Source organism: Bradyrhizobium sp. AS23.2, from assembly GCF_001908185.1.
Taxonomy (GTDB): Bacteria; Pseudomonadota; Alphaproteobacteria; order Rhizobiales; family Xanthobacteraceae; genus Bradyrhizobium.
In genome coordinates, this window is record NZ_LGHM01000108.1 from 37,767 (window position 1) to 60,213 (window position 22,447).

At 64.9% G+C, this 22,447-nt stretch carries 19 protein-coding genes and 1 pseudogene; 3 read left to right on the top strand and 17 right to left on the bottom strand.

Annotated features, from left to right (window positions below; genetic code table 11):
* Positions 1 to 133 precede the first annotated feature (133 nt).
* Together AC630_RS22595 and AC630_RS22600 are read right to left on the bottom strand one after the other, a co-directional pair.
* Complete coding sequence (locus AC630_RS22595; protein ID WP_074120654.1) at positions 134 to 1,531, bottom strand: LysM peptidoglycan-binding domain-containing M23 family metallopeptidase; 1,398 nt, start codon at positions 1,529 to 1,531, stop codon at positions 134 to 136.
* Positions 1,532 to 1,639: 108 nt separating this feature from the next.
* Positions 1,640 to 2,290 (bottom strand): protein-L-isoaspartate(D-aspartate) O-methyltransferase, encoded by a 651-nt coding sequence (locus tag AC630_RS22600; protein ID WP_143198229.1) that lies wholly within the window; start codon positions 2,288 to 2,290, stop codon positions 1,640 to 1,642.
* A gap of 242 nt (positions 2,291 to 2,532) precedes the next feature.
* Between AC630_RS22600 and AC630_RS22605 the strand changes: the two genes are divergently transcribed.
* Positions 2,533 to 2,904: a response regulator gene (locus AC630_RS22605; protein WP_074120675.1), complete on the top strand. Its 372-nt coding sequence runs from the start codon at positions 2,533 to 2,535 to the stop codon at positions 2,902 to 2,904.
* Positions 2,905 to 3,027: 123 nt separating this feature from the next.
* On the opposite strand, the gene surE is transcribed toward AC630_RS22605, so the two are convergent.
* The 12 genes and pseudogenes from surE to AC630_RS22665 all read right to left on the bottom strand — a co-directional run bounded on the left by surE (position 3,028) and on the right by AC630_RS22665 (position 15,206).
* A complete protein-coding gene (gene surE, locus AC630_RS22610; protein WP_074120655.1) occupies positions 3,028 to 3,795 on the bottom strand; it encodes a 5'/3'-nucleotidase SurE in 768 nt (255 codons plus the stop codon).
* Positions 3,796 to 3,987: 192 nt separating this feature from the next.
* The gene (locus tag AC630_RS22615) at positions 3,988 to 4,350 is read right to left on the bottom strand and encodes a hypothetical protein (RefSeq protein WP_074120656.1); all 363 of its coding nucleotides are present in this window, start codon (positions 4,348 to 4,350) and stop codon (positions 3,988 to 3,990) included.
* 95 nt (positions 4,351 to 4,445) lie between these two features.
* Positions 4,446 to 5,777: a serine--tRNA ligase gene (gene serS, locus AC630_RS22620; protein ID WP_074120676.1), complete on the bottom strand. Its 1,332-nt coding sequence runs from the start codon at positions 5,775 to 5,777 to the stop codon at positions 4,446 to 4,448.
* 199 nt (positions 5,778 to 5,976) lie between these two features.
* Positions 5,977 to 6,792, bottom strand: a complete 816-nt coding sequence (tatC, locus tag AC630_RS22625) for a twin-arginine translocase subunit TatC (protein WP_074120657.1) — start codon at positions 6,790 to 6,792, stop codon at positions 5,977 to 5,979.
* Positions 6,789 to 7,307: a Sec-independent protein translocase protein TatB gene (tatB, locus tag AC630_RS22630; RefSeq protein ID WP_074120658.1), complete on the bottom strand. Its 519-nt coding sequence runs from the start codon at positions 7,305 to 7,307 to the stop codon at positions 6,789 to 6,791. Before tatB ends, tatC begins: the two co-directional genes overlap by 4 nt.
* 83 nt (positions 7,308 to 7,390) lie before the next feature.
* On the bottom strand, positions 7,391 to 7,624 hold the full coding sequence (locus AC630_RS22635) for a twin-arginine translocase TatA/TatE family subunit (protein WP_074120659.1): 234 nt from the start codon (positions 7,622 to 7,624) through the stop codon (positions 7,391 to 7,393).
* Between the two features lie 167 nt (positions 7,625 to 7,791).
* A complete protein-coding gene (gene scpB, locus AC630_RS22640; RefSeq protein WP_074120660.1) occupies positions 7,792 to 8,547 on the bottom strand; it encodes an SMC-Scp complex subunit ScpB in 756 nt (251 codons plus the stop codon).
* Between the two features lie 21 nt (positions 8,548 to 8,568).
* Positions 8,569 to 9,408, bottom strand: coding sequence for a segregation and condensation protein A (locus tag AC630_RS22645; RefSeq protein WP_074120661.1), 840 nt, complete (start codon positions 9,406 to 9,408; stop codon positions 8,569 to 8,571).
* Positions 9,405 to 10,433: a beta-N-acetylhexosaminidase gene (nagZ, locus tag AC630_RS22650; protein WP_074120662.1), complete on the bottom strand. Its 1,029-nt coding sequence runs from the start codon at positions 10,431 to 10,433 to the stop codon at positions 9,405 to 9,407. The genes AC630_RS22645 and nagZ overlap by 4 nt, the downstream gene beginning before the upstream one ends.
* 46 nt (positions 10,434 to 10,479) lie before the next feature.
* Entirely contained in the window at positions 10,480 to 12,057 is a 1,578-nt protein-coding gene (locus AC630_RS22655) for an SPOR domain-containing protein (protein ID WP_074120663.1), read from the bottom strand.
* Positions 12,058 to 12,196: 139 nt separating this feature from the next.
* Entirely contained in the window at positions 12,197 to 13,987 is a 1,791-nt protein-coding gene (argS, locus tag AC630_RS22660) for an arginine--tRNA ligase (protein WP_074120664.1), read from the bottom strand.
* 9 nt (positions 13,988 to 13,996) lie between these two features.
* Positions 13,997 to 15,206 (bottom strand): annotated as a pseudogene (locus tag AC630_RS22665) (deoxyguanosinetriphosphate triphosphohydrolase).
* Positions 15,207 to 15,329: 123 nt separating this feature from the next.
* Between AC630_RS22665 and erpA the strand changes: the two are divergent.
* A complete protein-coding gene (erpA, locus tag AC630_RS22670; RefSeq protein ID WP_011087527.1) occupies positions 15,330 to 15,659 on the top strand; it encodes an iron-sulfur cluster insertion protein ErpA in 330 nt (109 codons plus the stop codon).
* Positions 15,660 to 15,664: 5 nt separating this feature from the next.
* Here the strand turns inward: erpA and AC630_RS22675 are convergent, their stop codons facing one another.
* Positions 15,665 to 17,971, bottom strand: a complete 2,307-nt coding sequence (locus tag AC630_RS22675; protein ID WP_502691529.1) for an ATP-binding protein — start codon at positions 17,969 to 17,971, stop codon at positions 15,665 to 15,667.
* Positions 17,972 to 18,125: 154 nt separating this feature from the next.
* Between AC630_RS22675 and xth the strand changes: the two genes are divergently transcribed.
* The gene (gene xth / locus AC630_RS22680; protein ID WP_074120667.1) at positions 18,126 to 18,923 is read left to right on the top strand and encodes an exodeoxyribonuclease III; all 798 of its coding nucleotides are present in this window, start codon (positions 18,126 to 18,128) and stop codon (positions 18,921 to 18,923) included.
* A 66-nt stretch (positions 18,924 to 18,989) separates the two neighbouring features.
* On the opposite strand, the gene AC630_RS22685 is transcribed toward xth, so the two are convergent.
* A complete protein-coding gene (locus tag AC630_RS22685) occupies positions 18,990 to 19,814 on the bottom strand; it encodes a tetratricopeptide repeat protein (protein ID WP_074120668.1) in 825 nt (274 codons plus the stop codon).
* Positions 19,801 to 21,522: a dihydroxy-acid dehydratase gene (gene ilvD, locus AC630_RS22690; RefSeq protein WP_074120669.1), complete on the bottom strand. Its 1,722-nt coding sequence runs from the start codon at positions 21,520 to 21,522 to the stop codon at positions 19,801 to 19,803. The genes AC630_RS22685 and ilvD overlap by 14 nt, the downstream gene beginning before the upstream one ends.
* Positions 21,523 to 22,447 lie beyond the last annotated feature (925 nt).

Below are 22,447 nucleotides of genomic sequence, written 5' to 3' on the forward strand. Positions count from 1 at the left end.
AAAGCGGGCAATCCAGTACGCCGCGGCTTGTCGGCTCAACAACGACCGCTTCTGAATACTGGGCTGCCCGGTCCAGTGCGCAATTGCGCACAGGCCGGGCGACGCCATCGTTCTTGCGCAGGAAGCGTGCGCCTCACGCCCCGTTCAGGAATTGAAGCGGGTCAACCGGGCTCGATCCCTTGCGGATCTCGAAGTGGAGCTGCGGCGACGCCACCTCTCCGGATTGACCCGACTTGGCAATGACCTGACCGCGCTTGATGGGATCGCCGCGCTTCACCAACAGCTCACTCGCATGGGCATATGCGGTGACGTAGCCGTTGGAGTGCCGAACCAGGACCAGATTGCCGTAACCTTTCAGCTCGTTGCCGGAATAGGCGACGACGCCATCTTCAGCCGCCTTGACCGGCGTACCCTCAGGCACCGCAAGATTGATGCCGTCATTGGATTTGCCATTGGTCTTGGCGCCGTAGCTCGTAACCACCTTGCCGCGGACCGGCCAGCGGAAGGTCGGCAGTGCGCCGGTGGCCTCCGCAGCCTTCGCCGGCGTCTCGGCGGGCTTCTCTTCGACATTGGCCGTGGCCTGAGCCAGGCGAGCGCTCTGCACCGGCGCGGCGACCGCGGCCATCTTGGTGGCTGGCGCGGGAGCAGCAGCAACGGGCTGCAGCGTACCCGCAACCGGGGCGGCCGCGACGGGAGCCGGAGCAACCGGAGCCGCAGCCGCTGCGGTCTTGGCGCCGGGCACGGTCAGCTTGGTACCGAGCTTGAGCTTGGCCGACGGAGCGAGGCCGTTCGCGCGGGCGAGTTCGGCAGCCGAGATGTGGTTCTTGCGCGCGATGCTGGCCAGCGTGTCGCCATGATTGACGAAGTGAATGCTCGGCGGCGCAGCGACGACTGCAACCGGTTTGGCAGCCGGTGCCAGCGCCGGAGCCGCCGCGACGGGAGCCATCACCGGCGCAGGCGCAGCAGCGGTCGCGCCGGGATGCGGGATGATCAGCTGCTGGCCGGGCGAGAGCGCACGCGGGCCCTTATAGCCGTTGGCGGCGAGGATCGCCTGCGGGGCGACATGATAGCGCTTGGCGAGCACGTCGAGCGTGTCGCTGGTGCCCACGATGATCTTGGTGCCGCCGGCCGGCTGGGCCGCTGCAACCGAGCGTGGCGGCACGGTAGCCGTGGTATCAAGATGCGGCTGCGCCGGCGGCGCATAGGCCCCCATGCCACGCCCGCCTCCGGACACCCCGCCACCTGCCGCAACGGGATATGATTGCGGGGCGGAAACCGTCGGCGGCGGCAAGGGCTGGGATTGATAGTAGCCAGGCTGCGTCTGCGGCCGCGCATATTGCGGCAGCTCACGTTGCGGCGGCGGCGCCTGCTGCACCGAACCGGTCGATTCCGCGAAGGGATTGGAGAAGTTCGACTGGGACAGCCGCGACGACATGTCGGCGCTGCACCCTGCGAAGCTGAAGGAGATCAGCGCCAGCACCGCGACCTGCGGTACGCGGCGCGAGTAAAGCAACTCGGCGACAACAGACATGGTTACTCACTCGTACGCAACAGAACTGGTCTTTTAAGTAAACACGCGCCGAGTAAATAACGGCTTAACCCTCCCAATAAGATGTTGGCGGCACAGCTGATCCGGAGATTACAGCTCCCGCGCCACGCCGGGCAGCGCCGGCACGAAGCGGACCTCGACGAGTTCCCTGCGCCCGATCCCGGCTTCGGTCCGGCTGAGCCGGATCAGCGTCTGCACACCCTGATGCGGGCCGACCGGGGCGATCAGGATGCCGCCGACCTCGAGCCGCTCGACAAGGTTCTCCGGAAGCTGCTCCATCGCCGCGGTAACGATGATGCGATCGAACGGGCCGATATTGGGAGGCAGGTTGAGACCGTCGCCCAGCATCACCTCGACATTGTGACAGCCGAGCTTTTCGAGCCGGGCACGTGCGGCATCCGCCAGCTTGCGGTAACGCTCGACCGTCAGCACCTGGCCTGCGAGCCGCGACAGTACCGCGGCCTGGTAGCCCGAGCCGGTGCCGATCTCGAGCACGCGGTGCTGCTTCTGGAGCTGGAGCTGCTCGGTCATATAGGCCACGACGAAGGGCTGGCTGATGGTCTGCCCGCAGGCGATCGGCAGCGCGCTATCACGATAGGCGGCGTCGCGATCGGCCTCGTCGACGAACAGTTCGCGCGGCACCTCCTCCATGGTCCGCAGCACCGCCTGATCGCTGATGCCCCGACGCCTCAGCGTGAGCTGAAACATCATCTTTTCCGGCGGGTGCTGATGGGAGGTCATTTCTGCTTGTGCCGTCTCGTCAGGTCCAGCCCGATGCTTGCATCGCCAAGCCCCCGGGCGCGGGAATCTTGTTCCTGCTCAGGAACCCATGGTACGCTTCCGCTGGAGTATTTGACCACAAATTGGCTTGCAACGGGCCTGCCGCGAAGGCCATTTTCGCACATCCGTTCGTCGAAACGCGCATTGCGTCGATTCGTGTTATCTGCGAACGATTTTTGGGCATGGGCAAGGACTCGACGACAATGACCGCGACAGGGCTTTCGGGCCGCTCTGTATTCCTCGTCGAGGACGAGGTGATGATCAGAATGATGGTCGCGGACATGCTCGAAGAACTCGGCTACAAGGTCGCAGCCGAAGCCGGCGATATCACCGAGGCCATGCGGCTCGCCCAGGCGACCCAGTTCGACATCGCCATCCTCGACGTCAACGTCAACGGCAAGATCATCTCGCCGGTCGCCGATCTCATCAAGGCGAAAGGCCGCCCGTTCATCTTCGCCACCGGCTACGGCTCCTCCGGCCTGCCCGAGCAGTACCGCGACCGGCCGGCACTTCAGAAACCGTTTCAGCTCGACGCGCTCGGCAAGACCATCGAAGCCGCACTTCGCGGCGGCTAGAGCCATTTCCGTTCCGATTGAATCGGAACGGGGCTCTAGATTTTTGTTTTGACGCGTTTTCTTTACGCGAACCGGTATCCACTTCGCTCGAAAACACTCTAACCGCTATTTCCAGGCCGTCACTTACTTCAGCGTCGCACTCAGCGTCTCGGAAAACGCTTCGTTGGTACGGTCGAGCCTCAGCGGTGTGACCGAGACGTAGCGCTCGCGAAGCGCCGCCAGATCGGTCCCCTCCGCGGGCGTGTCCATCATCGCAGCGCGCTCGAAACCAATCCAGAAATAGGGATTGTTGCGGCCGTCCCTGCGTTCGTCGATCCTGAGGAAGCCGGGATTGCGCTTGCCCTGGCGCGTCACTCGAATGCCGAGCACATCCTCCGGCGCGCAGGACGGGAAGTTGACATTGATGACGGTGTCCTTCGGGATGCCGGCGGCGAGCACCTTGCGCAGGATGCCGGGCCCGAATTTGCGCGCAGTGTCCCACGGCGGCTGTTCGCGCGTCTCGACGCTGAATTCCTGCGACAGCGCAAATGACGGCAGCCCCAGGATAGTGCCTTCGAGCGCGCCGGCGATGGTGCCGGAATAGACCACATCCTCGGCGACGTTGCGGCCCCTGTTGACACCGGACAGCACGACATCCGGCGGCCTGGCGCCAAGGATATGGCGCGCGCCCATGATGACGCAGTCGGTCGGTGTGCCGCGTACGGCGAATTGATGCGGGCCGACTTCGCGCAGGCGCAGGGGATCATTCAGCGACAGCGAATGCGATACGCCGGACTGGTCGAGCTCGGGCGCGACGATCCAGACGTCGTCGGACAGGGCGCGCGCGATCTCCTCCACGACCTTGAGGCCGGGAGCGTGAATGCCGTCGTCATTGGTGCAGAGAATGCGCATGCGAAACATCGATTCCTGAAGCGGGTCTGGGCCGTCTTATCCGGCTATGGCCAATCAGGCAAACCTGCCGCTGCCGAGGGTTCCGGGCTGCCGGCGCGCATGTTCGTTGCCGCGCCGCAGCACCCACTCCAGACGGTCGATCCCGGTGCCTACTTCCGCGCTGACGCCTGGCTATTCGAGCCCGAGGCCACATCAGCGGCGGATACGCCATTGCGGCAGGAAGCGCGCGAGCCTTCCTTCGGCACGCAGCGTCAACGCCGGCACGACCGGACTTATGACAGGAGCCTCAATCACGCCAAGCGCCTCCAATTGCGCAACGATCGGGACCGACACCGGCGCTTGAGGAAAACGCGCGCGCGCCACGGTCAGCGCCTTGTCGAAATCCGCGGCATTCACACCGGGCTTGGCCCGTCGGCTCTGGACGAGATCATCATCCCAGAGTCGCGCGATCTCGATGTCGAGCACGCCGCGCAGGCGCTGGTCGACGGCCTGGATGCCGGCACCCGTCACCGCCCATTGTCTGCCGACCCAGAAGATGTCGCGGTGCAAGGCCATGAACGATCGCTTCGAGTTGCCGGATGGCGGTCAGGATAACCAGCCGCCCAATCTTCGCAACCAAACGTTCTGCGTTGCAGACGGGCAGTAGCGCCCTAGTCGCGCGCGACCACCTTCAGGCCGCCCATATAGGTCTGGAGCACGCCGGGGACCGCGATCGAGCCGTCCTCCTGCTGATAGGTCTCCATCACGGCGATCAGCGCGCGGCCAACCGCGGTGCCGGAGCCGTTTAGCGTGTGGACGAAGCGCGGCTTGCCGTCCGGCCCGCGCGAGCGCGCATCCATGCGTCGCGCCTGGAAGTCGCCGCAGACCGAGCAGCTCGAGATCTCGCGGAACATGCCGCCGTCGCCCTGCCCGGGCATCCAGACCTCGATGTCATAGGTTTTCTGCGACGAAAATCCCATGTCCCCTGCACAGAGCGTCATCACGCGATAATGCAGGTCGAGCTTCTGCAGCACCTGCTCTGCGCATGACAGCATCCGCTCCAGCTCGTCCTTGCTGGTCTCCGGCGTCGTGATCGAGACCAGCTCGACCTTGGTGAACTGATGCTGGCGGATCATGCCGCGGGTGTCGCGCCCGGCAGCGCCCGCCTCGGCGCGGAAGCACGGCGTCAGCGCGGTAAGACGCATCGGCAACTGCTTCTCGTCGAGAATGGATTCGCGAGCGAGATTGGTGAGCGACACTTCCGCCGTCGGGATGAGGCCGAGGCGCTCTGTCGTCAGCCGCTCGTGATCGGGCGCAGCCAGTAGCTCGCCCTTGATCGCCCAGAACTGATCGTCCTCGAATTTCGGCAACTGCCCGGTGCCGAACATCACCTCGTTGCGCACCAGGAGCGGCGGGCTGATCTCGGTGTAGCCGTGCTCGGTCGTGTGAAGATCAAGCATGAACTGTCCGATCGCGCGTTCGAGGCGAGCGAGCCCTTTCTTCAGCACGACGAAGCGCGCGCCGGAGAGTTTTGCCGCCGCCTCGAAATCCATGTAGCCGAGCGCGGTGCCGAGATCGTCATGCAGTTTCGGCGCGAAGCCGTAATTGCGCTTGCTGCCAAAGACGTGGTGCTGCACGTTTCCGTGCTCATCGACGCCATCGGGCACTTCGTCGAACGGAATATTAGGAATCGCGGACAGCTCTTTCGTCAGCTCTTCGTCGGCGGCCTTCGCGGCGGCTTCGAGCTTCGGCATCGTGGTCTTCAGCTCAGCCACCTCGGCCATCAGCTTGGCCGCGCGCGCCTCGTCCTTGGCCTTCTTGGCGTCGCCGATTTCCTTGGAGGCAGCGTTGCGCCGCGCCTGCGCCTGCTCGGAGGCCAGGATCGCCGTCCGCCGCCTCTCGTCGATCGTGAGCAGCAAGGCCGACATCGGCTTCAGGCCCCGCCGGGCGAGGCCGGCGTCGAAGGCTTGCGGATTGTCGCGGATCGATTTGATGTCGTGCATGGCCGTGGTCCTGGGCTTGTTGCAATCCTGCAAATCCTGGATTTGCATCTGTGCAAATGGCTGGTTTCCCTAGCACGGCTGTCATCGCCCGCGAAAGCGGGCGATCCAGTATTCCAGAGACGTCAGTGATTTCTGGATAGGCTGCGGCGTGCTGGATTCTCCGCTTTCGCGGGGAATGACACAGGAGGGTCTGGCCGCCCTACTCTGCCGGATTGGCCGGTGACGACACGTCGGTGCTGGTGCTGGAGGTTTGCGAAGCCGATGCCTTCTTCTCCACCATCGCCACCGCGATGATCGAGCCCTCATAGAGCGCCAGCAACGGAATCGCGAGCGAGCACTGGCTGAGCACGTCGGGCGGCGTCAGCACGGCCGCGATGACGAAGGCGATGACGATGAAATAGCGACGCTTCTCGCGCAGCATCTTCGACGTGATGATACCGATCCGCCCGAGAAGCGTCAGGATCACCGGAAGCTGGAAGGCGATGCCGAAGGCGAAGATCAGCGACATCATCAGCGACAGATATTCGCCGACCTTGGGCAGCAGCTGGATCTGCGCCGTCTCGTCGCTGCCGGGCTGCTGCATGCCGAGCGAGAAGCGGATCAGCATCGGCAACACGACGAAATAGACCAGCGCTGCGCCCAGCACGAAGAAGAACGGGGTCGCGACCAGATACGGCAGGAAGGCCTGCTTCTCGTGCTTGTAGAGGCCCGGCGCCACGAACTTGTAGATCTGGGTCGCGACGATCGGGAACGAGATGAAGCCGGCGCCAAACAGCGCGAGCTTGAGCTGGGTGATGAAATATTCCAGCAGCGCGGTGTAGATGAACTTGGAGTTCTCGGGACCAGCGACCCACACGAACGGCCAGACCAGCACATTGTAGATCTGCTTGGCGAAGAAGAAGCAGAAGATAAAGGCCACGCCGAATCCAAGCAGCGCCTTGATCAGCCGCGAACGCAGCTCGATCAGGTGGTCCATCAATGGGGCTTTGCTGGCCTCGATATCGGCGTCGCTCATGACGCTTTGGCGTCCTTGATCGCCTCGGATGGCACGGTGTCTTGCGTAACCGAGGTTTGGGTAACCTGTGCCTGCTCGACCTCACGGGTGATAGCGAGCGGTTCGTTCACAGCCGCATGCGCCTCGGCTTCCACAAAAGTCGCGGGCGTCGGCGCTTCGGGAGTCGTCGGCGTCGTCGGCGGTTCAACGGCAGGGGTTGAGGACGTCTCGGCCGGCTTGTCCAGCGCATCGACGCGGAGCGCGTCGCTGACGTCCTTCTGAAGCGAGGTCATCAGGTTGTTGCCGGTGAAGCCGGAAGCCGCTTCCTTGACCTCGTCAAAGCTCTTCTTGAGGTCGGCCATCTCGGCCTCGCGCATCGCTTCCTGAAACTGGCCCTGGAATTCGGCGGCCATCTTGCGGGCCTTGCCCATCCACTGCCCGACCGTGCGCAGCACGCCCGGCAGCTCTTTCGGGCCGATGGCGACCAGGGCCACGACCCCGATGAGGACCAGTTCACTCCACCCGATGTCGAACATGAGGTCTTCCGTTCAGGCCAGCCGCAACCGGCCCAATCCTCTCGCACAGGATCGGGACCGCCCGCGTCCGTCCAATCTTTGGCTCAGACGGCCTTGCTGCCGACGTCGGACCGGGCCGCGGTCGGCGCGGCATTGTGCTCGATGGACTTGGCCGGCTCGGGCTTGTCGGCGACCTTGTCGTCGTCCTGCATGCCCTTCTTGAACGCCTTGATGCCTTGCGCCACGTCACCCATCAGATCCGAAATCTTGCCGCGGCCGAACAACAGCAGGACCACTGCGATCACCAGGATCCAGTGCCAAATGCTAAGTGAACCCATCCTGCAATCCTCCAAACGCGTATGGCCGGGGAGCCGGCCGATCTTCACCGAAACGTAGGCTTCGCAGGCCTCAAAAACAAGGACCAAGGCAGCGCCAATTCGCTGCTGGCGCTACGTAATCTGGCTAGTGTTAACCGGTCGCAGGGGGCCCGTAGAAGGCCGGGGCGTCACTCCTCGCCGCCGCCCTCACCACTCGCCTCGATGCTGCCTTCCGGCGGCGTCTCGGGCTCGACCGCAGGCGCCAGCGCCAGATCGAGGTCCTCACCGGGTTCCAGCGGGTCCTCGTCCTCGCGGAGCGTCGGGTCATCGGACGGCGTGGGTACGCTGAAACCGGTCGGCAGGCGCGAATCCAGCAGGCCCGTGCCCTTCAGCTCCTCCAGGCCCGGCAGATCGCCGAGCTGTTCCAGCGTGAACTGCGACAGGAAGTCCTCGGTGGTTCCGAAGGTCAGCGGACGGCCCGGCGTCTTGCGACGGCCGCGCGGCTTGATCCAGCCGGTCTCCAGCAGCACGTCCAGCGTGCCCTTCGAGGTGACGACGCCGCGGATCTCCTCGATCTCGGCCCGCGTCACCGGCTGGTGATAGGCAATGATTGCCAGCACCTCGATCGCCGCGCGCGACAGGCGGCGGGTCTCGGTGCTCTCCCGCGTCATCAGCCAGGCGAGATCGCCGGCAGTGCGGAAGGTCCATTTGTTGGCGACCCGCACGAGATTCACGCCGCGAGAGGCATAATCGGCCTGCAGCTGCTCGAGCGCTGCCTTCACGTCCACGCCCTCCGGCATGCGCTTGGCCAGCGTCGCGGTGTCCAGCGGTTCATTCGAGGCGAACAGCAGCGCTTCCAGCAGCCGCAGTTCCTCGGGACGTGCCTGGGACTCGTTCTCCATCGGCTCGGCCTCTTCTACCCGCACTTCAGCCAGGCTCGCCATGGCAGATCCTCCTTCTTGCACTTAACCGACCGGCGCATCGGGCGCAGGAGCTGCGTCCGGGACCGGTTTAGGACGCCCCTTCCGGAAATAGATGGGCGCAAACGCCTCTTTCTGGTTCAGTTCGAGCTGACCTTCGCGCACCAGCTCGAGCGCGGCGGCGAAGCTCGAGGCGAACACCGTCGCGCGCTGCGTCGGATCGGCGACGTGCCGGATCAAAAAGTCGTCGAGAACGCCCCAGTCGTCCTGTTCGCTGATGCTGCCGACCAGCCGCTCCAGCGTGGCGCGCGCCTCGGCCAACGACCACACCGTACGCTTGGCCAGATGCACGCTCGCCAGCACGCGCGACTGGCGCTGCGAGGCATAGGCGGTGAGCAGATCGTAGAGCGTTGCCGTATATTTCGGATGCTTGATCTCGGCGATCTGCTCGGGCTCGCCGCGCGGGAAGATGTCGCGCAGCAATTGCTGCCTGTTCATCAGCCGGTTGGCGGCTTCGCGAATGGCTTCGAGCCGGCGCAGCCGGTTGGCGAGCGCGGTGGCCATCTCTTCCGCGCTCGGACCTTCCGCCGTCGGCGGCTCCGGCAGCAGCAGGCGCGACTTCAGGAAGGCGAGCCACGCCGCCATCACGAGGTAGTCGGCGGCAAGCTCAAGCCGGATCTTTCGCGCGGCTTCGATGAAGTGAAGATACTGGTCGGCCAGCGCCAGGATCGAGATCTTGGCGAGGTCGACCTTTTGCTGGCGCGCGAGTGCGAGCAGCAGGTCGAGCGGGCCTTCATAGCCCTCGACGTCCACCACCAACGCCGGCTCACCCTCGGCGAGTTCTGCGGGCCGCCCGGTTTCGAACGATAGGATTTCTGCGGTCATGCGGATGCCGTGTTTGCCCGTGCGATCAATGCGTCCAGTTCGGCGCGTGCGGCCGCCCGGTCGAACGGCTGCGGCGGCTTGCGCGCGGCGAGCGCAGCGTTGGCCCGCTCCAGCGCCCTGCCCGACAGTTCGGGTGTCTGGCCGGCGACCTCGCGCATCTCCTCGATGTTGCCGTTGCAATGCAGGGCCATGTCGCAACCGGCCGCGAAGATGGCGCGGGTCCGTTCAGCAATGCTTCCCGCCAGCGCGTTCATCGACACGTCATCACTCATTAACAAACCCTGGAACCCGATTGCGCCGCGAATCACCTGAGCAATCATTGTCGCAGATGTCGTCGCCGGATGGGCGGCGTCGACGGCGCTAAACACAACATGTGCAGTCATGGCCATCGGCAGGTCCGCAAGCGGCTTGAACGCCGCGAAGTCGGTCCGTTCGAGTTCGTCCCTGGGTGTATCGACCGTCGGCAGCTTGAAATGGGTATCGGCGGTGGCACGTCCATGGCCGGGAATGTGCTTGAGAACCGGCAGCACGCCGCCCTGCTCCAGACCCTCGGTGACCGCGCGGGCAATCGCCGCGACCTTGTCAGGTGAGGTGCCATAGGCCCGGTTGCCAATGACGGCATCGGCGCCCGGTACCGGCACGTCGGCCAGCGGCAAGCAGTCTACCGTGATGCCAAGATCAGCGAGATCGGCCGCGATCAGCCGCGCACTGAGGCGCGCAGCGGTCAGCCCGAGAGCCGAATCAGTGTCGTACAAGGTCGCGAAAATGGCGCCCGGCGGATAGGCCGGCCAATGCGGCGGCCCCAGCCGCTGCACCCGTCCGCCCTCCTGGTCGATCAGGACAGGAGCGTCGGCGGCGCCCGCCACCGCCCGCAATTCCGCAACTAATGCAGCAACTTGAGCTGGAGTCTCGACGTTGCGCTTGAAGAGGATGAAACCCCACGGGCGCTCCGCACGGATAAACTCCCGCTCTGCGGCGGTCAGTTCCGTTCCGGATACGCCGGTAATGAAGGCCCGCGTGCTCATAACGGCCGATTAACCCTGCCCTGCGGGAGGGTCAAGGAAACGGCCGTTAATTCCTCTGGACGAAGCAGGCGGACAGGCCCGCCGACTTGAGGCTGTTGCAAGCCTGCGTCGCCTCCTCGGCCGAACCATACGGCCCGGCGAAGGCGCGGTAGACGATTCCCTTGCCCTTGTCGGAGAGATCGACCCGCTTGACCACCGGCGCGCGAGAGCCAAGCACGCTGCCATACTTGCTCTGAAGCACCCGGTAGGAGGCGTGGGCACTTTCCTCGGTCTGCTGCGAGGACACCTGCACGATGTAACCGCCACCGCTGCTCGCGGGCGCAACCTGCGTCGGGTTGGTCGCAGCCATCCGCTGCGGCTCCGCCGCGGGCGCCGATTGCGGCGCCAACGACAGCGGCGGCTGGTTGGCGCTGGCATTGGCCGAGGTCGGCGGATTGCGCGGCGCAGCCGATGCCGCGGGCGCGGCAACGGGCTTCGGCGGAGTTCCCGACCTGGCAGCCGCCGCGGCTTGCGGGGCGGTGCTGTCAGTCTGATCGCCCTTCACCGCAACAGTCCTGATCGGGCGCGGCGTGTTGGCCGGCAGGGTGCCGTTGCCCGGGACCGGCCCCGCACTTGGAGGCAGCACCGTGGACGGCGAGACGCTCGCCACCGGCGGCGGGTTCGCGTTTGGGTTCAACGGCGGGAACACCACGCGAGGACCGCTCGCCTTGGCATTGACGTCGACAGGCGCCTCTTCGCGCGGCACGATCTTCTCGGAGCCGTCGCCGCTTGCCATGCGATCCGGCACCTTGGCCGAGGAGTCCGTCGGCGCCGGCACGATCTTGGTCGGGGTGTTGTCGGCCTTGATGATCGGCGGCTCACCGCTGCGGGGCGAGCCCACATAGGTCTTGTAGGCGAAGGCAGCCCCCGTGCCGACCACGGCAAGCGCCAGGATCGCCGCGACCGTCATCATGCCGCCGCGCTGCTTCTTCGGCTCGTCGAGATCGGCCTCGGGATAGTCGCTCTGGAACGCGTAAGGATCGTCCGGATAGGCCGGATCGCGCTGGTAGTCCTGCTCGCCCGCTTCGAGCTTGCCGTAGAGCGCGTCGTCGTAGCGCGACGGATCGGGCTGCTGATACGGCTCCTGATAGGCTTGCTCCTGGTAAGCCTGATCGTGCTGCTGGTAAGCCTGCCCCTGATGGGCCTGACCTTGATAAGCGTGATCCTGATAGGCCTGCGGTTGATGGAAATCACGCGCGGGCGCCGTCGGCTGGGCTGAATAGCGCTGCAATGGATGAACCGGGTTCACAGAGCTGGGATAGTCGGGCTCCGGCGCGGATGCCGGCTGCGGCTGCACATTGGCGCGCCGCATCCATGAGGGCGGACCGGGCGGAGGCGCAACTGCCGGCTCGGCATAGTCCTGCTGATAGTCGTCGTGCTGATAGTCGTCTGCTTGATAGCTCTGTGCGGGCACAGGTGCCGCCGGAGGCTGCGTGCCGGGCCGCGCCTGCGCCGCGAAAGGATCGGTCTGTCCGATCAGGCGGGCAAGTTCGGCCAAGGGGTCGTTTTCCGTCTTCCCATGCTGATCGCCACCGCGACCATAGTCATCGGAAGGAAACGGTCTGTGCTGATATCGTTCGGCCATCGTGATGATGCGTCCCTTCGGGAAAGCCGCGCGCCCCCTCGACTCAGGCACGGCTTTCGTCCCACAAGGCTTTCAACCAAGTCTAAGCGTACCGGCTTCTGCCGGTTACCCCGAATTCCCTTAAGTAGTTCGCCCCAAACTACCGCATCTCGTCCGGAGCATGGACGCCGAGGATGGCGAGGCCCGATGCCAGGACAGAGACGACGCCCTGGACCATAGCCAGCCGCGCCTTCGTAAGCTCTGCATCATTATTGATAATGAAGCGTAAATAGGGCAAATCGCGCCCCTTCGTCCAAAGCGCGTGAAATTCGCTAGCTAAATCATAGAGATAAAAGGCAATTCGGTGCGGTTCGTGGGCACTTGCTGCCGCTTCCAGCATGCGCGGATAAATTGCGAGACGCTTGAGAAGGTCGAGCTCCACCGGGTCCGACAGCCGCTCCACCGCCGACTCGCTGAGCCAGGCGATGCGCTTGCCAGCATCCTCCGGGAGCTCCGGAAACACCTCGGTCCGCGCGTTGCGGAAGATCGAGTGGCCGCGGGCGTGGCCGTATTGAACGTAGAACACCGGGTTGTCGCGCGACTGCTCCATGACCTTGGCGAGATCAAAATCCAGCACCGCGTCGTTCTTGCGGTAGAGCATCATGAAGCGCACGGCGTCCTGACCGACTTCATCCACCACCTCACGCAAGGTGACGAAGTCCCCGGAGCGCTTGGACATTTTCACTGGTTCGCCGTTGCGGAGCAGCTTGACGAGCTGGACGATCTTGACGTCGAGCGCCCCCTTGCCGGAGGTTGTCGCCTTCACCGCTGCCTGCATGCGCTTGATGTAGCCGCCATGGTCGGCGCCCCACACGTCGATCATCTCGGCGAAGCCGCGGTCGAACTTGTTCTTGTGGTAGGCGATGTCGGACGCGAAGTAGGTGTAGGAATTGTCCGACTTGATCAGCGGACGGTCGACATCGTCGCCGTAGGCCGTCGCCTTGAACAGCAACTGCTCGCGGTCTTCCCAGTCCTCCACTGGCGCGCCCTTCGGCGGCGGCAGGCGGCCCTCATAAATGTCGCCCTTGGCGCGCAGGAACTCGATCGTTTGGGCGACCTTGTTGTTGCCGTTCTCGATCAGCGAGCGCTCCGAGAAGAACACGTCGTGACGGATGTTGAGGGCGGCGAGATCGTCCTTGATCTCGTCCATCATCATCGCGATCGCCTTGGCGCGAACCGTCGGCAGCCACTCGGCTTCCGTCATCGCGAGGAGCTTGTCGCCATGCTCCTTCGCCAGCGCTGCGCCCACCGGCTTCAGATAGTCGCCCGGATAGAGGCCTTCCGGGATAGCGCCGATATCCTCGCCAAGCGCCTCGCGATACCTGAGAAACGCGGAACGTGCGAGCACGTCGACCTGGGCGCCGGCGTCGTTGATGTAGTATTCGCGCGTGACGTCGTGGCCGCCGAACTGGAGCAGGCTCGCCAGCGCGTCGCCGAACACTGCACCACGGCAATGGCCGACATGCATCGGCCCGGTCGGGTTGGCCGAGACATATTCAACGTTGACCTTGGAGCCGCCCCGGACGCGGCCGTAATCGGCTCCCTCGCCCAGCACTGTGCGCAGCGCCTCCGCCCAGGCGGCAGGCTTCAGCGTCAGGTTGATGAAGCCGGGGCCGGCGACATCCACCTTGGCGATCAGCGGGTCCGCGCGCAGCCGCTCGGCAATCTGCTCGGCGAGGTCGCGCGGCTTTGCCTTTGCCTCTTTGGCAAGCACCATGGCGGCGTTGGTCGCCATGTCACCATGGGAGGGATCGCGCGGCGGCTCGACCACCACGCGCGAGAAATCGATGCCCTCGGGCCAGTTGGCTTCCGCCGCGAGCGTACGGCAGGCGGCGTGCACGCGCGCGAGCACGTCGGCGAACAGATGCAGCGATGAGGATGTGTCGGGCATGGGCGCCGCCTAACGCAAATCCGGGGTCGAGTCAAAGAGCCGCTGGTGCTCGGTCAGGGCGAAACGGTCGGTCATTCCGGCAATGAAATTGCCGATCCGACGGGCCCGGTCACCCTCATTGTCCGCCTCGGCCCCCATCAACCATTCCGGCGGCAGCTCGTCCGGCGATTTCAGGTATTTGGCGAACAGGTCGAACAGGATCTGCTCCGCCTCCCCCATCACCCGCATCACCCGCTTGTGGCGGTACATGTGTTGGTACAGGAAACGCTTGATGGCAGCCTCCTCCTCGGCGACCTCGGCAGGGAACGAGATCAGCGCCCTACTCTGCTGGCGCACGTCCTGGGCCGATTGCGGCTTGACGTCGGCGAGGTTCTTCTGCGCCTCCGCAAACACCGCGCCGATCAGGTGCGAGATCAGCTCGCGCACCAGTTCGGCGCCGCGCCGGACGTCTTCGAGATCGGGATAATGCGCTGATGTCTCGGCGATGATCTCGGCCGTGAGCGGCATCACCTTGAGATCGTCGAGATGGAACAGGCCGGCGCGCAGACCGTCGTCGATGTCGTGGGCGTCATAGGCGATGTCGTCGGCGATCGCGGCGACCTGCGCCTCGAGCGAGGCGAAGCTCGACAATTCGAGATCATAGGTCTTGATGTAGTCGGCGATCCCAACGGGAACGCCATGCGCGCGATAGCGCCCGACCGGCGCGCCGCTGCGATCCGTCAGTGGACCGTTGTGCTTGACGATCCCTTCCAGCGACTCCCAGGTCAGGTTCAGCCCGTCGAACTCGGGATAGCGGTGCTCCAGCGCGGCGACGACGCGCAGGGTCTGGGCGTTGTGGTCGAAGCCGCCAAAATCCTTCAGGCAGGCATCAAGCGCACGTTCACCGGCATGGCCGAAGGGCGGATGGCCGAGATCATGGGCGAGTGCGAGGGTCTCGGTGAGGTCCTCGTCGAGCCCAAGCTGCCGGGCCAGAGCCCGGGCGATTTGCGCCACCTCCAGCGAATGGGTCAGCCGGGTGCGGTAGTGGTCGCCCTCATGGAACACGAACACCTGGGTCTTGTACTTCAGGCGGCGGAACGCGGTGGAATGGATCACCCGGTCGCAATCCCGCCGGAACGGGCTGCGGGTTCGGCTCGGCGGCTCAGCGACCAGCCGGCCGCGGCTGCGATCGGGGTCGCAGGCATAGGGCGCGCGGGGGGGCTGCCATTCCGACGGACACGGCGAATTTAGTCCCTATCCATTTGATTCTGCGTATGGTGGCACTTAACTATGTCGGGCGCGGGATACCAAATGAATTGGGCAAGTGAACTTGGTATGACCGCGGGACTATCGGAGACCAACGATGACGACTGCCGTGACCATCAGTGACCGGGCCGCACGCCGGATTGGGGAGATCCTCAAGGGCGAGGGGTCGGGCGCGATGCTGCGCATCTCCGTCGAGGGCGGTGGCTGCTCCGGTTTCCAATATAAGTTCGATATCGACCGCGACCGCACCGACGACGATCTCGTGATCGAGCAGGACAATGCGGTGGTGCTGGTCGATTCCGCCTCGCAGCCATTCCTGGCGGGATCGCAGGTCGATTTCGTCGACGATCTGATCGGCGCCTCGTTCCGGGTCAACAATCCCAACGCGACGGCGTCCTGCGGCTGCGGGACCAGCTTCTCTATCTGATAGGCTTACGCGCCCGTCATCTGCCTTTCCTCGTCCGTCCACTCCACCTCGACCGGCATCAGCTCCGGCTGAAGCGGCGCATCCGCCGCCGCGACATGGTTCAATGCGCGCAGCAGTGCCGCGACCAGCGCGGGCTTGCGTAGCGGCTTGGCCAAGAAGTCCGACATGCCCGCCTCACGGCAGATCTTGACGTCCTCGGGGAAAGCGTTGGCGGTCAGCGCGATGATCGGCAGGCTTGCGAAGTGGCCGCCTTGGGCGCGGATCGCGCGGGTGGCGGCAAGCCCGTCCATGTCGGGCATGCGCACGTCCATCAGCACGGCATCGTAGTCGCCCTCGCAGGCCGCCGCGACGGCTTCGACACCGTCGGCGACGACGCGCAGCTCGACATCGAAGGCGCCGAGCATCTTGCTCACGACCATGCGGTTGACGGCGTCATCCTCGGCGACCAGCACCCTCAGCGGCCGATCGAGGCTGGCGATACACTCCTTGAGCTCGTCGGCTTCATCGCGGCCGGCGGTTTGGTCAGATGCCCGCGTCTGGCTCCAGGGCAACACCAGCGTGAAGCGGAAGGTCGAGCCTTCGCCCGGCGTCGAGGTGACGCCGATGGTGCCGCCCATCTGCTCAATGATACGCCGGGAGATCGCAAGCCCAAGCCCGGTGCCGCCGAAGCGGCGGCTGATCGAGGCGTCGGCCTGGGCGAAGTCACTGAAGAGCTGGCCGACCTTTTCCGGCGCGATCCCGATGCCGCTGTCAGTCACAGTCCATTGGACAGTCGCAAGCAGGTCGCGGCGCGCCTGACATGTCGCGGATATCGTCACTTCGCCCTCATCGGTGAACTTCACCGCGTTGGACGCAAGGTTGAGCAGCACTTGCCGGATCCGCGCGACGTCGCCGCGCAGCGTCGGCGGCAGGTTCGGATCGAGCTCGACCTTCACCGCCAGCCCCTTGCTGTTGGCGCTGGCGCGCACGACGGTCGCGACCGCCTCGACCAGCGCCTGCGGCGCGAAGTCGATGGCCTCGAACGCAAAGCGGCCGGCCTCTAGCTTGGAGAGATCGAGGATGTCGTTGAGGATGCGCTGGAGATTGTCGCCGGACTCGCGGATGGTGGTGACCGCTTCGCGCTGTTCCGGATCGAGTTTCGTTTCGAGCAGCATGCTGGCAAGCCCGAGCACGCCGTTCATCGGCGTCCGGATCTCGTGGCTCATCACCGCCAGAAAGTTGGACTTGGCGCGGCTCTCCGCCTCGGCCTTTTCCGCGCGCCAACGCTCGGTGACGTCGCGACCGAAGCCGCGATAGCCGAGAAACTGGCCGTCGCGGTCGTAGGCCGGCTTCGCCGTCAGCGACCACAGCCGCGCCTCGCCGCCGGCGACGACCTTGACGTTCATTTCGTGCAGCGGCTCGCTCTGCTCCATCAGGCCGACGATGTTGTAGGCCGCGCTCTTGTCCTCGGGGCAGAGCATGTCGAGCACGTCGGCGAAGTGCGAGCCCTTCAGGAGCGGAAGCGGCAGCTGCGCGACGTCGGCGAAGCGTTCAGGCACGTCAACCAGGTGCCCATCGGCATCGGTCTGCCAGAGCCAGTCGCTGGCGTTCTCCTGAAACTCCTTCAGCAGCAGCGAGATGATCTCGGTCTGCCGTTCGAGTTCGAGCTGGGCCTTGAGATTGCCGAGGAACAGATTGCCTTGCGAGACGATGTTGCGCGCCATGAAGAACGCGAACAGCAGCAGGAGCCCAGCGGTCACGAGATGCGGCCCGGTGCCGCACAGGAGCAGCGCGCCGACGCAGGCGAGCGTCATGGTGGCGAGATAGACGAGGCCCGCGCGCGGGAAGGTCGAGAGCGTGAAGGCACCGCCGGACATCATGCCCACCATCAGGCAGGCCAGGATGAGCTGGCTGGTCGGGCCGACGCGGCTGAACAGCGCGAGCGGCAGCGTGCCCCAGGTCGCGGCGAGGAAAAACGCCTGCCGCAGCATTTGCCGCGCGGCATGGGGCGGGGCTTCCTGCGGCGGGTTCTGATGCGAACGCCGCCAGGCGCGAACGGCGAGCGAGGCGGTGGTAGCGAGGGTCAGGCCCCAGATCGCGAGAAAGTCATTCCAGCCCCTGCCCCAGAACAGGATCAGCACGATGGCGACGTTGAGCATGGTGACCGCCATCGTCACCGGGATCAGGCGCGTCACAGCGTCGATCTGCTTGGCGCGGATGCGGCGCATCTCGCGCTCACTGAGATCGGCGGTCAGGCCGTCCTCGATCTCGAAGCCGCCGAGCCAGTACAGGAACGCGCCGATCAGGCCGTCGCGGGGCTCGCTTCGCTTCATTGATTGGTCCGGCCGTCCCATTCGAAAAACCTTTTCGGTATCAATGGCCCAGGGCCGGCTTAAGCCGGGTTAATTTTGTGGGAGATTTTGCGGCGTCCTTGACGGGCGCGTTTGCAGTTTGTTCTAACCATGGCCCCTGCCTGGAGCCGCCGAAATGCCCATCAGAGTAGCTACGTGGAATGTGAACTCGGTCCGGCAGCGGATCGATCTCCTGGTGACCTGGCTGAAGGAGTGCCAGCCGGACATCGTCTGCCTCCAGGAGATCAAATGCGTCGATGAGGCCTTCCCGCGGCTGGAGATCGAGGCGCTCGGCTACAACGTGGTCACGCACGGGCAGAAGACGTTCAACGGCGTCGCCCTGCTCTCAAAGCTCCGGTTCGACGAGACCAAGTCGGGACTCGCCGGCGACGACGAGGATGCGCATGCCCGCTTCCTCGAAGGCGTGGTGACGCTCAAGCACGGGGTACTGCGCATCGCCTGCCTCTATTTGCCCAATGGCAACCCGGTTGGGACCGAGAAATATCCCTACAAGCTCAAATGGATGTCGCGGCTTCTTGAGTATTCGAAGGAGCGCCTTAAAACCGAGGAGCCGCTGATCCTCGCAGGCGACTTCAACGTCATCCCGGCAGCCCGCGACGTCCACAATCCGGCCGCCTGGACCGAGGACGCCCTGTTCAAGACCGAGACGCGCGAGAGCTTCCAGTCCCTGCTCGGGCTCGGCCTCACCGACGCCCTGCGCGCGGTCACCGACGAGCCCGGGCTCTACACGTTCTGGGACTATCAGGCCGGCGCCTGGCAGAAGAACCAGGGCCTACGGATCGACCATTTGCTGCTGTCGCCGCAGGCCAGCGACCGGCTCGCCAATGTCGGCATCGACAGCTATGTGCGCGGCTGGGAGAAGCCGTCGGACCACGTGCCGGTGTGGGCGGATCTGGATCTGGAGGCGGCGTGAGCCAGCGCGTGGGGCTGGTGGGTTACGCCTTCGGCTAACCCACCCTACGCGGCGAAGTCGCCGCGATTACTCCCGGCGGCCCTGCACCCACTGCTCAAGCATTTGCAGGCACATGGCGCGGTCGTCGTCGGAGGCTTTGGCGAAGGCCCGGTTGTAGCTTTCCTTGATCCAGGTCTCATCGCTACCTGCGCTGTCGCGAGCCAGCGTCAGCCACATCAGGCCGCGCGCGGCCTGCCGAGGCAGGCGGTCGCCGTTGAACAGCATCTGGCCGAGCAGCGCCTGCGCCTCGTGCTGGCCCTTCTGCGCGGCGAGGCCGAGCCAACGCGCGCCGTAGCGGAAATCCTCGCGCGAGGCGTCCGGCGTCTTCAGGTACAGCCGGGCGAGATCGTACTGCGCATCGGCATTGCCGAAATAGGAGGCCGCATAGGAGAACATCTCCCGCGCCCGATCCTGGTCCGCCTTGATCTTCGAATTCGGGATGCCGCTCAGATAGTAGCGGCCGAGCGCGACGAAGGCGTTGGCCACGATCTGTGCCTGCGGCGCCGACGGGCTGTCCTCGGCATGCGCGTTGGCGATGCGGCTGAAATATTCGAATGCGCGCACATCGTCCTGGGCGACGCCGTCGCCATTGGCGTACATGCGGCCGAGCTTCCATTGCGCGATCGGATGGCCGCCTTCGGCGGCATATTGCAGGGCGCTGAGCGAGGTTTCCTGAGGCGCGGGCGCCGGCGACACCTTGCTGCGCACGGTGTTTGCGGCGCCCGGCAAGGTGGTCACCACCGGAATGGCCGCGTCCTTGTTGACCGGCGCACCGTCGAAGGCGAACGCCGGTGCGGCCAGCGCAGCTGCCCCGAACACAAACGCAACTATGGCACGCCTAGATGTCCGCATAGCACTGTTTCTCGTGCGCGCCGCCCGGATGGGTGACTGCCCCCCCGACCGCTGGTCCAACCTGCTGAGCATACTTCCAGAGCGCACCCGACGTGTGGTTAGTCGCGCGAGCGCTCCATTTGGTTTTGCGTTGAGCCAGCTCGTCGTCGCTCAACTTTACGTTAAGAGTCCCAGCGACCGCATCGATCTCGATGATGTCGCCGTCCTCGAGCAGCCCGATCGGGCCGCCGACCGCCGCCTCGGGCCCGACATGGCCGATGCAGAAGCCGCGGGTGGCGCCGGAGAAGCGGCCGTCGGTGATGAGCGCGATCTTGCCGCCCATACCCTGGCCGGTCAGCGCCGCGGTGGTCTGGAGCATTTCCCGCATTCCGGGACCGCCTTTCGGCCCCTCGTAGCGGATCACGATGACTTCGCCTTCCCGGTAGGTGCGCTTCTGGACCGACTCGAAAGCATCCTCCTCGCGGTCGAAGCACCTGGCCGGACCGGTAAACCTGAGGTTGGACATTCCCGCGACTTTCACGATCGCACCTTCTGGCGCCAAATTGCCCTTCAGACCCACCACACCGCCCGTGACGGTGATCGGCTTGTCTGCCGGGTGCACCACGTCCTGGTGCGGATTCCACTTCACGCTCTTGAGGTTTTCGGCGATCGTTCGACCGGTGACCGTAATGCAGTCGCCGTGGAGAAATCCGTTGTCGAGCAGCGTCTTCATCAGAAGCGGGATGCCACCTACTTCAAACATGTCTTTGGCGACATAACGGCCGCCCGGCTTCAAATCCGCGACATAAGGTGTTTTTTTGAAGATTTCGGCGACGTCGAACAGATCAAACTTGATGCCGGCCTCGTGCGCGATCGCCGGCAGGTGCAGCGCAGCATTGGTCGAGCCGCCAGAAGCCGCGACCACGGCGGCCGCATTCTCCAGCGCCTTGCGGGTAACGATGTCGCGCGGCCGGATGTTGGAGGCGATCAGGTCCATCACCTTCTCGCCCGCGGTCATGCAGAAGGCGTCGCGGATCTCGTACGGTGCCGGGGCACCGGCCGAGTAAGGCAGCGCGAGCCCAATCGCCTCCGAGACGGTCGCCATGGTGTTGGCGGTGAACTGCGCGCCGCAGGCGCCCGCCGAGGGGCACGCCACGCGCTCGATCTCGTCGAGGTCCTCGTCCGACATGGCGCCGACCGAGTGCTTGCCGACCGCCTCGAACATGTCCTGCACGGTGACCTGCTGCCCGCGGAAATTGCCGGGCAGGATCGAGCCGCCATAGATGAAGATCGAGGGCACGTTGAGACGGACCATCGCCATCATCATGCCCGGCAGCGACTTGTCGCAGCCAGCCAGGCCAACGAGGGCGTCATAGGCATGGCCGCGAACGGTCAACTCGACGGAATCGGCGATGCATTCGCGCGACGGCAGCGAGGAGCGCATGCCGTCATGGCCCATGGCGATGCCGTCGGTGACGGTGATGGTGCAGAATTCACGGGGCGTGCCGCCGGCCGACGCGACGCCCTTCTTCACCGCCTGCGCCTGGCGCATCAGGGCGATGTTGCAGGGGGCGGCCTCGTTCCAGCAGGAGGCGACGCCGACGAAGGGCTGGTGGATCTGCTCGGTGGTCAGACCCATGGCGTAGAAGTAGGACCGGTGCGGCGCGCGCGCAGGGCCTTCCGTCACGTGACGGCTTGGCAGCCTCTGCTTGTTGGTCTTCGCGTCCATCGCAAACCAGTTTCCCCGGCTAACCCTTTCAGACCCGAAAAATCAGAACCAAGATTTGAATCGACCTTGGGATTTCCCGTCGCCGCCTGAGGACAGCCGCCGTCGCTAAAACATTAGAGAGATTTTATTCATGTTCGGGTGTGGCCAAAAAGCGGCGCTGGTGCGAACGGACGGTGATGAGGGTTAAATCTACCGTGAGTGTGTCATGGACGGCACAATCGTGGCTCGAAAGACACGGAAAAACCTACCAAAATACCATTAAGCGAAGGACGCTCCACAACTTCAGATTTTGCGGCAGACGAAGCGCGCCTACGTTTGGCGTGATAGCAGGGCAGCAGCTGAGCTGAGTCGGCGCCGCCTTCCCTGATCACCGATAGCGCTCTCCGTCTCGTGTCCCGGACGCGCTGCAACGCCTCTTAGCGTTGCTGCGCAGAGCCGGGACCCAAGCCACACGGATTGCTCTCGGCGACATGGGCCCCGGCTCTGCAGCGCACCGCCGAAGTGGCGCTGCGCTGCGTCCGGGGCACGAGTGAGAAGTGTGGCGCACCGCTGTCGCCACATCGTCATTGCGAGCGCAGCGAAGCAATCCAGACTGTTGCCGCGGAAAGATTCTGGATTGCTTCGCTGCGCTCGCAATGACGGAGCAAGGTGGACCATCTTCATCCTCCAACGTGCATTTCAAATCGCAGACACACCTTCGCATCCTCGCGGCGCATTTCGCCCGAGCTTTGCTTCGTCGCTCCCCCGATCAATCAAGAGGGCGCAGGGAAGGCCGGGTGCCAGCTAGCACCCGCGGTCCGCTGCGCGAATATGTAGCGCAAGGAGACCGCACAGCAGCATACAGGTGAAGCCCAACACACGGCCTTCCCTGCGCAGTGGTTTGACGGCTTATGCCGCGCTCTCCCGGGAGCCGAGTTCGTTCTGG